Source organism: Herbiconiux sp. (assembly GCF_023264895.1).
GTDB lineage: Bacteria > Actinomycetota > Actinomycetes > Actinomycetales > Microbacteriaceae > Herbiconiux.
In genome coordinates this window covers 84,607-95,418 of record NZ_JAHFUY010000018.1, presented here as the reverse complement: position 1 = coordinate 95,418, position 10,812 = coordinate 84,607, and the positions used below count along the sequence as shown (strand labels likewise).

Here is a 10,812-nt window from a genome sequence, read left to right as displayed (position 1 = left end):
CACGGTGAGTGCAAGACACCCCCGCAGCGAACCGACCGACAGATCCCGAGCAAGACACACGCGTCAGACTGGCGGCGAGTCAGGACGACCCACTGCGGGGGTACCACCACCATCCTCACTGACTGGCGGGAGACCGCGAAGCGGGCGAGGGGACTGCGGCTCCGACCGGACAAGCCCCCAGCACCACCCGCCCGCGGGAATACGTACCGTGTCCAACTGCCCCGCAGTTCATGCCGCCGGCACCTCCGCGGAACCACGTTGCATCGGGACCTGGGTCTATGGTCGCCGGCGTGTACGGCCCCTAGATTTGCCACACCTGTGGCGCCGCTCGAGGTGGGGCGTGAGTGCCTGGACATCTATCGGAGGAACCCCGTGATCGCTCGCAAGATCGTCTTCAGTGCCGCCCTCTTCGCCGCCGGGGCACTGATGCTGGCGGGCTGCACCACCCCGACGGCGACCGGGCCCACCAGCTCGCCCACCGCATCCGGAGCCGTGGCGGCGGGGGTGTCGACGTGTGTCGTGGATCCGGAGGCGGCGATCGCGGCCGGCAAGCAGGCGCAGCCGACGGGGGAGCTGCCGGCGGAGCTCGTGAGCGAGCTGGATGCTGCAGCGCAGAAGGCGTTCGAGCTCGGGGCCTCGGCCGGGGCGATCGTGGGGGTGCAGACTCCGGAGGGGAAGTGGACGAAGGCGTACGGGCTCGCCGATCCGGTGGCCGGCACGCCGATGGACGTGGGCATGCACACGCGGATCGCGTCGCTGACGAAGATGTACACCGGCACGGTCCTGCTGCAGCTGGTGCAGGAGGGGAAGGTGTCGCTCGACGACACGGTCGACGCATACGTCGACGGCATCCCGAACGGCGACAGCATCACGTTGACCCAGCTCGCGAACATGACCAGCGGGGTCAACACCTACACGTCGAACGAGGCCTTCATCACGCAGTACTTCGCCGACACGAGCGCGAGCTACACGCCGCAGGAGCTCGTGGATGCGACCGTGGAGGTGTCGCCGGCCGCCGAGCCGGGGGAGCGGTTCCTCTACTCCAACGGAAACTCGGTCATTCTCGGGGAGATCATCGAGGAGGTCACCGGCAACGCGTTCGCCGACGAGCTGCAGTCGCGCATCCTCGAGCCGCTGAATCTGACGTCGACGGTGTGGCCTGGCTCGTCTGCTGCGATGCCTGAGCCGTTCGCGCGGGGATTCACCCTGAACGGGGATGAGGCGGCCGCGTCCGGGATGCCCACGGATTCGACCGACTGGAATCCCTCGTGGGCGTGGACGGCCGGTGAGCTCATCTCGACCACCGACGACCTGCTCACGATGGGGCGTGCTCTCGGGACCGGGGCCGGCATTCTGGACGATGCGACGCAGAAGGTGCGGCTCGAGAGCTTCCTCGATCCGTCGCAGAGTCCGCCGGCGCCGGGGGCCGGCGGGTACGGACTGCAGATGGGGTGCGGGCAGGGATGGGTGGGGCACGCGGGGGAGCTGTCGGGCTACAACACCACGCAGTTCTACGACACGGCCACCGATACGACGGTGAGCGTGCAGACCAACAGTGACGTCGCATCCGGTGGGTGTGAGAACTCCCCGACGCTGCAGGATGACCCGGGGGACGAGATCTGCCAGGTGTCGGCGGTGCGGATCTTCGTGGGGCTGTCGGGGGTGCTGGGGGAGACGTACCAGCCGCCGCCGCGGTCGTAGGGAGCCGGGCGGTCGTCGCCGCCGTCGCACTCCCGCCTCATCCGGCACGAACGGGGCCGGCCGGGAGTCCGTCGCGTCGTCGGCCGACCTCGAGCCACCGCGGGCTGCTAGCGCTTCGGGCCCGGGCCCACGTAGGGGTTGCCGAGGGCCGTCGTGATCGACGTCGCCACCCGCAGAGCGGGCGAGGAGCAGGGCAGGTCGACCGTCGGGTTGTCGGTGATGGTGGCACCCTCGGGGCAGTCGCCTGAGGCGATGTCGCTGTTCGTCAGGGTGATGAGAGTGGTGTCGGAGGCCGTGTCGTAGAGCATGACGGTGTTGAAGCCCGGCAGTTCACCGGTGTGGCCGACCCAGCCGCCCGAGCAGGTGATCGCCAGGCCGTAGCCGGAGTAGTCGTCGAAGCCGGTGAGGCGTTCGCGCTGCAGCTCGGGCGAGATCAGACCCGCCCCGGTGGCCTGGTGGCGCGCATAGGTCGCCAGGTCGGCCGCCGTGGTGATCAGTTCGCCGGCGGTCCAGCCCCACGACGGATTCCAGTCGGTGGCATTGGCGGGAGCATCCGGCGTGGCGGTCTCACCTTGAAGGGTGAAGCCCTGCGCGTGCGGCGCGGGGAAGTCGGCCGAGGCCCCGGGCCACATCGTGTTCGTGAGGCCGAGCGGCTCGATGATGCGCTGCTGGATGACCTCGTCGTAGGTCTGCCCGGTGACCTCCTCGATCACCTTGCCGATCAGCAGCGTGTTCGTGTTGGAGTAGTCGAAGCTCTCACCGGGTTCGAACACGGGTGGCAGGGCCAACCCGATCTCCACCAGTTCATCGGGCGACCAGACCTTCAGCGGGTCGCCGAAGTACGACGCCTGCCAGGCGTCGTCCTTGGTGTAGCTGGCGATGCCGCTCGACATGTCGGCAAGCATCCGCAGTGTCACCTCGTCTCCGTCGGGGACGTCGTCGAGATAGTCCGACACGGGATCGTCGAGCCCGACTTCGCCCTCGTCGACGAGCTGCAGCAGCAGCGTTCCGGTGTAGGTCTTCGAGATCGACCCCACCCGGTGGTGCATGTCGGTCGTCATCGGTGCGCCGGTGGCCGGATCCGCCGTGCCGTACGCCTCGAGGAACAATCCGTCGGGCGACTGCACGGCGACGATGACGCCCGGGGCCGCCGCGTCGGCGAGACCCTGCTGGGCTGCGGCGTCGAGAGCGGATGCCGCGGGCTCCGGCATCGGCGAGGTGGGCAGATCCGCGGTGCGGGCGATCACCGCGTCAGGATCGGTGACGCAGTCGGATGCCGCCGCGGGTGTCGCCTTCGTGCCTGTCGGGTCGGTTGTCGTCGACACGGTCGAGGTCTCTCCGGCTCCGGCCGTGCATCCGGCGAGAAGGAGTGTGCCCACCACGATCGCTGCTGCTGCCGTCTTGGCGTGTCCGGTCGAGTTCATGGTCGGCCCCTCAGTCGAGGCGGATGACGTCGCGGTCGAGGGGCATCTCGTTCTCGCGGGGGGACGGGTCGATGGTCTCGAAGGGGAGCTGGCCCGTGGGCTGGAGGCCGAGGTCGTCGTCCCAGATCCGCTCGGTGATCGAGCCGAGGAGGGTGAACTCGTCGAACGCCCACGGCACGCTGTCGGTCGGGAAGAACGTGGGCTCGGTCTGCAGCTGGAAGTGCAGGTGCGGGGTGGACGAGTTGCCGCTCGTGCCGATGAGGCCGAGCTCCTGCCCCACCTCCACGGTGTCGCCGACCTTCACTTTCACCGACCCCGGATCCATGTGCCCGTAGAGCAGGTAGCGGCTAGGCTCGATCTCGACGACGACGTGGTTGCCGACGGTCTCGATGATCGGGGGAATGGGCGGCGGCTCGGGAAGCGAGGTGCTGTTCTCGAACTCGTCGACCGCTCGCACGACGGTTCCGGATGTCGCCGACACGATCGGCTGGCGGTAGGAGAAGTAGCTCTCGGGCTTGCTGGGGTCGCCCTCCCAGGTGACGCCGTCGGCATCCACTTTGTAGAAGTCGACGGCGAAGCGCTGCGGCACGAGGCCCTGGCCGTTGACCGGCGCGAAGCCGTTGCGGTGGTGGGTGTAGTTGCTGCAGCATCCCTCGCTCATCAGCCAGTCGCCCGCCGCCACCGGTGAGGAGACCACCTGCGCCTCCGCATCGCTGATGGTGGTGGTGTTGATGACGGCGTCGACCGGGATGGTCTGGCCGTCGGGGCGCTGGATGGCTCCGTTCGCGGTGTGCTGCAGGCGAGACGGCACGGCGTCGGGGTCGACGGCGACGTCGATCCAGGCGATCCACGTCTCGGACTGCTCGATGGTGATCGGGCCGGTCTCGTCGGTGCCCTCGGCGTCGTCTCCGAGGCGGGTGATGGAGCTCTGGATGTCGTCGGGGCCGATGGTGAGGAGCGTGTCGCCGGTCTCGGGGTCGGCGATGTCGAGGGAGTCGACGGCGTAGGGCAGGGAGACGGCGTTCGTGAGGAGCAGCTCGTAGGCGAGGTGCACTTTGCCGTCGGTGCCGAGCACGGGTGCGGGCGTCGTGGTGGTCGATGCCATCAGGGGCGTGAACGAGGTCTCGGGCGTGAGGTCTTCGCCGTCGGCGACGGGCGTGGGGGTCGGGGCGCCGGCCGCGGGAGTTGCGGCGGCGGGAGTCTCCGAGGCGGGGCTTCCGGCCGTGCAGCCGGTCAGCAGCAGGATGCCGGCGAGACCGAGGGTGAGCGCGGGTGCGGCGGCGGCGCGCGTTCGGCGGGGAGGGGTGCGACGCATGGCGGCTCCGATGTTCGGCCTGACGAAGACGGGTGGTGGAGGCGGGTCGGCCTGCGGGTGCGGGCTCGGCTGGCTCCACGGCAACTGTGGCGTGCCCACCGGGGCTGCACCATAGACCTGAGTCCTCTGTGACGGAGTGACATGACTTCGGGCCGCCTTGGGCGGGGCTCGTCAGCGTGCTCGGGCCGGGATGACGATCCGTTCGGACACGAACAGGGCGATGAGGACGGCCACCACGCTCGCCAGGGCGGCGAGCGGGGGGAGTGCGCTGACCACGGGTGTCAGGGCGACGAAGATCGTGGCGATCGCGAGGCGGGGGACGTTCCAGGTGCCGAGGAGGCGGCGGGCGAAGGCCGCGGTTCCGGCCAGGTAGCACGCCACTCCTCCGCTCAGGGCGGCTGCCCCGAAGAGGCCGAGCGGGTCGGGGTCTTCGATGTGTGCCATGGCCACCTCGAGGCCCAGGGCGGCCAGCACGATGCCGGCGACCAGGAGCAGGTGGAGGTAGGTGTAGGCGGTGGTCGCCGTTCGGCCTCGGGCGGGAGCGGGGACGGAGAGCAGGGCGTGCTCGGCTTCACCGCTGAGGCGGGTGAAGTAGGCCCACCAGAGGGCGATGCAGATGAGCATCGAGAGGATCACGCCGGCGAGGATGCCGACGCTGATCGGCTCGGTCGCTGCGCCCGCTCCGATGCCGAGGATGGACTCGCCGAGGGCGAGGATGACGATGAGGCCGTGGCGTTCGGTGAAGTGGGCCGTGGAGCGCACGGGCCAGGCGACGCCGACGCTTGTGCGGGAGGAGACGAGGGGCTCGATCGCGACGGCGGCGAGGGTGCACCAGAGCTGCCAGGTGCCGCCGAGGAGGGCTCCGGCGAGGAGCAGCGCTCCGGAAGGGACGACGGAGAGGGTGACGGTGAGGAGGGTGCGGCGGCGGAGCTCGGGCTCGGCGAGCCAGACGAAGACGATCGCGTGGGTGACGCGGGCGACGAGGTAGGCGCCGACGAAGACGAGGGGGCCGACGAGGCCGCCGGGCAGGTCGTCGTAGGCCTCGAGGACCACGAGGCCGGCGACGAACATCGCCGTCATGCCGACGATCATCGCCACCCGGACCACGCCCCGGTCGGCGTGGGCGATGTTGGTGAGCCAGCCGTACGACGTCCACGCCCACCACAGCAGCGCGAGGATGACGAGCGCCTGCAGGATGCCGAGGGCGTCGTGCTGCTGCGCCATCAGGCGGCTGAGCTGGGTGAAGGCGAACACGAAGGCCAGGTCGAAGAAGAGCTCGAGGGTCGTGACGCGGTCGCCTTCGCGACTGGGCACTGCGACGGTGCCGAGGCGGGCGCTCACAACGCGTACCCGCCGGTGGCCAGGATGTCCTCGCCGGTGATCCAGGCCGAGTCGTCGGAGACGAGGAAGGCGATGACCTTGCCGATGTCGGACGGCTCGCCGATCCGGCCGAACGCGGTCTTGGCGGCCAGGCCGTCGATCACCTCCGGGAAGCGTTCGAAGGCGTTGTCCCCGAGACGGGTGCGGGTGGGGCCGGGGGAGACGGAGTTCACGCGGATCGACCGGCCGCTGAGCTCCTTGGCGAGGAAGCGGGTGGCGACGGTGAGGCCGCCCTTCATCGCTGCGTAGCCCGAGTAGCCGGGCTCGGTGTCGCCGGGGTGCACGGAGCTGCTGGAGGTGTTGACGATGGCGCCGCCGTGCTCGATCAGGGGCAGCAGCGCCTGGGTGAGGAAGTAGGGGCCTCGCAGCAGCACGCGGTAGTAGGCGTCGAAGGCGTCCTCGGTCATCTCGTCGAAGCCCATGCCGCCGCCGAAGCCGGCGTTGTTGACCAGGGCGTGGAGGCGATCCGTGCCCCACTCGCTGCTGAGCACGGCGGTGAGGGCGTTCGTGAAGTCGGGGAAGGTGTCGGTGCGGCTGATGTCGAGCGGGAGGGCGACGGCGGTGCCGCCGTGCTCCCGGATCTCGTCGACCGTGCGCTCGGCGCCCTCGGGGCGGGCGTTGTAGGTGACGACGACGCCCATGCCGCGGGCGGCGATCTCGAGGGCGGCGCCGCGGCCGATGCCGGAACTCGCTCCGGTGACGACGACGATCCTCTGGGCGGTGGTGGGCTGGGTGGTCTGTTCGCTGGTGTGTTCGCTCATGCCTCCAGACAACCGTCGGCGGTGTCTGACGGGTTAGGGGAATCCGGTCGACTCCTTGCACAGAACTGCCGCGGTTGCCAGAAATGGATGACCTCGGGCCGGGTTGCTGGTTCACTCGTCTCATGTCATTCGAGGAGTTCCGCACGCTCGTGGCGCAGCACGCGCCGGGCGGTATCACGGAGACCGCCATCCCGGGGGTGCTCGTGTCGCGGATGGACGACGGCGGGTCGCAGGACGAGTCGACGACGGGCACGATCCTCGCGGTCGTGGCGCAGGGGACCAAGCGGATCTCGGTCGGGGGGACGGTGCACGACTACGGGGCCGGGCAGTACCTGGTCGCCTCCGTGGACCTGCCCGTCTCCGGCCACTTCACCGACGCGACGCCGTCGCATCCGGCGTTGGGGTTCGGGCTGGAGCTGCGGCCTGCGGTGATCGCGGAGCTGATGCTCACGGCGGCGGCGGGGGAGTTCCCTCGGGCGGCGCGGGGGTCGTCGCCGTCGGCGATCGCGGTCGGTGAGACCTCGGTGCGGCTGCTCGATGCCGTGCTGCGGATGCTTCGGCTGCTCGAGCACCCGCGGGACATCCCGGTGCTGGCGCCGATGATCGAGCGGGAGATCCTGTGGCTGATCATGTCGGGGGAGCAGGGGGCGACCGTACGGCAGCTCGGGCTCGCCGACAGCAGCCTCAGCCGGGTGCGGCACGTGGTGCGGTGGATGCGGGAGCACTTCGCGGAGTCGCTGCGGGTGGACGAGCTGGCCGAGCTCGCCAGGATGAGCCCGTCGGCGTTCCATCGGGCTTTTCAGGCGGTGACGTCGATGAGCCCGATCCAGTATCAGAAGAGCATCCGGCTGCAGGAGGCTCGGTTGCGGCTTCTCGCCGATCCTGGGGCAATCGGGGCTGTGGCTTATGCCGTGGGGTACGAGAGCCCGTCGCAGTTCAGTCGGGAGTACCGGCGGGAGTTCGGGGCTTCGCCCAGCGAGGATGCTGCTGCGCTTCGGGGGGCGGGGCGGGACTAGTCTTTAGAACCCCAGTGTTCTAGACTTACCGATGTGGAGGACGACTGGGATATCCGCCTTTGGCCCGACGTTGAGGCGCAGATCCTGGCTCTGACTGACTCGGATCCTGATCTCTGTGACGAGATCACAGCTCGCATCGACATGCTCGCTGAACACGGCCCCGCCCTCGGTCGACCCATCGTCGATCGAGTCAAGGGCAGCTCGATCCACAACATGAAGGAACTGCGAGCGGACTCAATGCGAATCCTGTTCGTGTTCGACCAGAGGAGTCGCGGGATTCTCCTGGTGATGGGCGACAAGCGTGGGGATTGGAAAGGCTGGTATCCGCCAGCGATCAAGACCGCAGAAGAACGATTTCATGAATGGCAGGGGAGTGAAGACGATGACTGAGAAGCCTGTGAGTTGGAAGAGCACTCGCGCGAAACTCGATCGCGACCCGGAGCGCGTCGCTGCTGCACGCATCGCTGCTGAGGCTGAGGTGCTCGCCTATCAGCTTGTGACGCTGCGCAAGGAAGCCTCGTTGACCCAGTCCGAGCTCAGCAAGACCATGGGTGTGTCGCAGCGGCGGGTGTCGGCTATCGAGCGCGGGCAGCTCGAGTCATTCGAGCTCGACACGATCAAGAACTACGTCGCAGCGCTCGGTGGACACGTTCGAGTAGTAGCCGACTTCGGAGACCGCACCTTCACTCTCGCCAGCTGAGGGTTTGGCTGGCAGCGCGCCGGGAAGATGTTCGACTCAGCGCGTGCCGATGGGGTGGTAGACGGTGAGAGCGGCGCTACTCGGCCGATCGACGCGTTATCGATTGTCCCTGCGACGTCGTGCCCCGAGCACGAGCAGCACGATGCCGACCACCGCGAGGGCCAGGCCGATGTAGAGCCAGGTGCGGTCGCCGGTCATGGAGCTTCCCGGGATGAGGTTGGCGCCCTGGCCGGCGAAGAGGGCTCCGAAAAGCAGGGCGACGACACCGACGATGATGAGCGTCGTGCGCCCGGCTCTGCTGTTCATGGGGGTCACGCTACTCGTCCCAGGCGGATCCGTCGCCCTCTGGGCGTGCCGGCTCAGTGGCAGGAGCAGGTGATCGCTCTCGCCGCATCAGCACGGACGCTGAGAGTGTTCCAAGTTCTGTGGGTGATCGGCTTCCTCGTGGGGACGACCACCCACATCGCGGATCTGATCCTCGGCGGATCGCACGCCTACAGCGGCTTCCCCACCGGCGTCCGGCTCTTCTGGGTGTCAGTGACGATCCTGGATCCGGTGACCGCTGCGCTGATCATCTTCCGACAGCGCCCCGGCATCGTGCTGGGCGCCGCCGTGATCCTCGCCGACATCGCGGTGAACTGGACCGTCTTCGTTCTGATCGGGGGACTCTCGGTCATCGGGGTCATCAATCAGAGCTTGTTCGCGGTGCTCATCGTGGTCACGGCTCGCCCCCTGTGGATATGGTTCGGGCGTCCTTCCACGTCGCGGCACGTGAACAGGATGGCCTGACCGCCCGAACCCTCAGTCGCGTTCACGCTCGTGGATCACGCGAGAGAGCGTCGAGACACCGATCAAGACCAACCCGAGTGTCATCGTGATCTCCCTGACGAGGGTGGCTATCGTGCCGGCGATGGCGAACGGGAGGTCGGCTGACGTGAAGATCAGGGTGAGCCAGCCGTCGGTGATGAGCGCGAGGGTCGCACCCGCGGCCGTCAACACGATGCCTGTGATGAACAACTGGCGGGCGGTGAGGCGTGGGGGCATGTGGGCTCCAATCATTCGGTGTCGGATTGCTCATCGCGACAAGACGTCTTGATGGCGGGGCCGAGGCGAGAGAACTCGGATTCGAAGGACAGGTCGTCGGGGGACAGGCTGCGCAAGGTCGCCGTGTCGGGGTCGTGCAGGAGGATCTCGATCATCGAGGTGACTCCGGGCACGACCTGGTCGAGGGAGGCACGGTCCGTGTCAAATGACGAGCGATCGGTGAGAAACGTGTTGGCTGTGCTGCTGACGAACTGAACGCAGTCATCGATGGGGTTCGGCTTGAAGTCCGGCGGCAGGTGGGGAAGGGTCTGCGTCGGAATCAATTCCTGGCCGGAACTCTCCGAAACGGAATCGATCTGCGCGCGGGGGCCGATGGCGAACCAGCTGTTCCCGAGGAGCAGCCACTGGCTCGCTGCGTCGAGGGACCAGTCCTGCAGTGCGGCGCGTGCCGCGAGATCGGATGAGTAGACGCGCAGCTGAGTGATGGCGCCGTCGCTCCCCATGCAGATCTCGCCCCGCATCGATGCCTCATGGTAGACGTCGTCGAAGAGCGGGTACGTGATCGCGCACTCGAGTGATCCGGTCAGGGACGCGACCTGGGGCGTCAGGGGGTCGAGTGTCGCTGCGGGCTCTTGCGGAGCCGCGGAGCACGAGGAGGAGACGAGCGCCGCGGCGAAGAGAAGACTCGCCGCGGCTACCCGCCTGCCTGACGGCGTCAGTGCCAAGCGATCATGCCGCCCGTGAGGAGACCGGTGGCATAGGCCAGAGCTTCTGGTAGCCGGCCACGTTTCCCCACGACACGTTCTTCGCTCCGGTCTTGCCGCATCCGACACCGAAGTAGACGGGTGACTTGGCGGCGTTGTACCCGAGGCCGGAGACGCAGGCCTGAGACCGGGAGAACGGCGCGATCGACCAGGTGTAGCCCGCCTGCGCGCCGGGAGAGCCGAGATAGGAGCAGGTCGCTTGCGAGACGGGGCCGTAGACACCGAGTGGCGGGAACGATGCCGTGCTGCCGCAGCGGTCGGTGCCGAGGATCTCGTTGTCGCCGCCGGTGATGGTGCCGTCGCTGTGGATGACGGGGTCGTTCGGGTCGATCGGTTCGACCTGCGTCGGTGGCTCTACGGCGCTGTCGATCAGTGAGCTCGCGGAGGCGGCTGATGGCGCGAAGAGAAGCGCGGCGCAGGTGATGGCGACAGCTCCTTCGACGCTCAGGCGGATGCGCGCGGACCGGGCGCGGGGGAATGCGATCATTGTCGACCCTTCGATAGCGGAAGCCCCCTGATGCCGTTCAGCCTATGTTAGTGAGCTATGTTCAGCAATGATCTCCCCGGCGCCGGGCAAGCGTCGGCGCGCAGGTGCGCGCTCCGGAGGTCAAGGGGGGCGATCCCTGACTCGGTAGCGGTCTGGCCTGCGAATGACCGTCCAGGATTTGTTGCACTTATATCTGCAACAACGTACGCTTGCCCTGCGC

13 protein-coding genes are annotated in these 10,812 nt (G+C 68.2%); 5 read left to right on the top strand and 8 right to left on the bottom strand.

Translation table 11 applies throughout. The features are described 5' to 3' along the window. The first annotated feature begins 372 nt into the window (after window positions 1-372). Window positions 373-1,701: a serine hydrolase domain-containing protein gene (locus Q0D57_RS02860; RefSeq protein ID WP_291037806.1), complete on the top strand. Its 1,329-nt coding sequence runs from the start codon at window positions 373-375 to the stop codon at window positions 1,699-1,701. A gap of 107 nt (window positions 1,702-1,808) precedes the next feature. On the opposite strand, the gene Q0D57_RS02855 is transcribed toward Q0D57_RS02860, so the two are convergent. From Q0D57_RS02855 to Q0D57_RS02840, 4 genes are all read right to left on the bottom strand, one after another. Further along, on the bottom strand, window positions 1,809-3,125 hold the full coding sequence (locus Q0D57_RS02855) for a serine hydrolase domain-containing protein (protein WP_291037803.1): 1,317 nt from the start codon (window positions 3,123-3,125) through the stop codon (window positions 1,809-1,811). A gap of 10 nt (window positions 3,126-3,135) precedes the next feature. After that, on the bottom strand, window positions 3,136-4,440 hold the full coding sequence (locus Q0D57_RS02850) for a M23 family metallopeptidase (protein WP_291037800.1): 1,305 nt from the start codon (window positions 4,438-4,440) through the stop codon (window positions 3,136-3,138). 171 nt (window positions 4,441-4,611) lie between these two features. Then, on the bottom strand, window positions 4,612-5,754 hold the full coding sequence (locus tag Q0D57_RS02845; RefSeq protein WP_291037797.1) for a low temperature requirement protein A: 1,143 nt from the start codon (window positions 5,752-5,754) through the stop codon (window positions 4,612-4,614). A gap of 23 nt (window positions 5,755-5,777) precedes the next feature. After that, window positions 5,778-6,581: an SDR family oxidoreductase gene (locus tag Q0D57_RS02840; RefSeq protein WP_291037794.1), complete on the bottom strand. Its 804-nt coding sequence runs from the start codon at window positions 6,579-6,581 to the stop codon at window positions 5,778-5,780. Between the two features lie 122 nt (window positions 6,582-6,703). Between Q0D57_RS02840 and Q0D57_RS02835 the strand changes: the two genes are divergently transcribed. The 3 genes from Q0D57_RS02835 to Q0D57_RS02825 are packed head-to-tail and all read left to right on the top strand — an operon-like array spanning window position 6,704 to window position 8,297. Further along, complete coding sequence (locus Q0D57_RS02835; RefSeq protein ID WP_291037791.1) at window positions 6,704-7,597, top strand: AraC family transcriptional regulator; 894 nt, start codon at window positions 6,704-6,706, stop codon at window positions 7,595-7,597. Between the two features lie 33 nt (window positions 7,598-7,630). Then, entirely contained in the window at window positions 7,631-7,987 is a 357-nt protein-coding gene (locus Q0D57_RS02830) for a type II toxin-antitoxin system RelE/ParE family toxin (protein ID WP_291037788.1), read from the top strand. Next, complete coding sequence (locus tag Q0D57_RS02825; RefSeq protein ID WP_291037784.1) at window positions 7,980-8,297, top strand: XRE family transcriptional regulator; 318 nt, start codon at window positions 7,980-7,982, stop codon at window positions 8,295-8,297. Before Q0D57_RS02830 ends, Q0D57_RS02825 begins: the two co-directional genes overlap by 8 nt. A gap of 96 nt (window positions 8,298-8,393) precedes the next feature. Here Q0D57_RS02825 and Q0D57_RS02820 read toward each other — a convergent pair whose 3' ends face one another. Next, window positions 8,394-8,603 (bottom strand): hypothetical protein, encoded by a 210-nt coding sequence (locus tag Q0D57_RS02820; protein WP_291037781.1) that lies wholly within the window; start codon window positions 8,601-8,603, stop codon window positions 8,394-8,396. Window positions 8,604-8,708: 105 nt separating this feature from the next. On the opposite strand from Q0D57_RS02820, the gene Q0D57_RS02815 reads away from it, so the two are divergent. Further along, window positions 8,709-9,086: a hypothetical protein gene (locus Q0D57_RS02815; protein WP_291037778.1), complete on the top strand. Its 378-nt coding sequence runs from the start codon at window positions 8,709-8,711 to the stop codon at window positions 9,084-9,086. Between the two features lie 12 nt (window positions 9,087-9,098). Here the strand turns inward: Q0D57_RS02815 and Q0D57_RS02810 are convergent, their stop codons facing one another. From Q0D57_RS02810 to Q0D57_RS02800, 3 genes are all read right to left on the bottom strand, one after another. Then, on the bottom strand, window positions 9,099-9,341 hold the full coding sequence (locus tag Q0D57_RS02810; RefSeq protein ID WP_291037775.1) for a hypothetical protein: 243 nt from the start codon (window positions 9,339-9,341) through the stop codon (window positions 9,099-9,101). A gap of 11 nt (window positions 9,342-9,352) precedes the next feature. Beyond that, window positions 9,353-9,862 carry a hypothetical protein gene (locus Q0D57_RS02805; protein WP_291037772.1) on the bottom strand — a complete coding sequence of 170 codons (510 nt, stop codon included), beginning with the start codon at window positions 9,860-9,862 and terminating at the stop codon, window positions 9,353-9,355. Between the two features lie 208 nt (window positions 9,863-10,070). Continuing rightward, complete coding sequence (locus Q0D57_RS02800; protein ID WP_291037769.1) at window positions 10,071-10,592, bottom strand: hypothetical protein; 522 nt, start codon at window positions 10,590-10,592, stop codon at window positions 10,071-10,073. Between the last annotated feature and the right edge of the window lie 220 nt (window positions 10,593-10,812).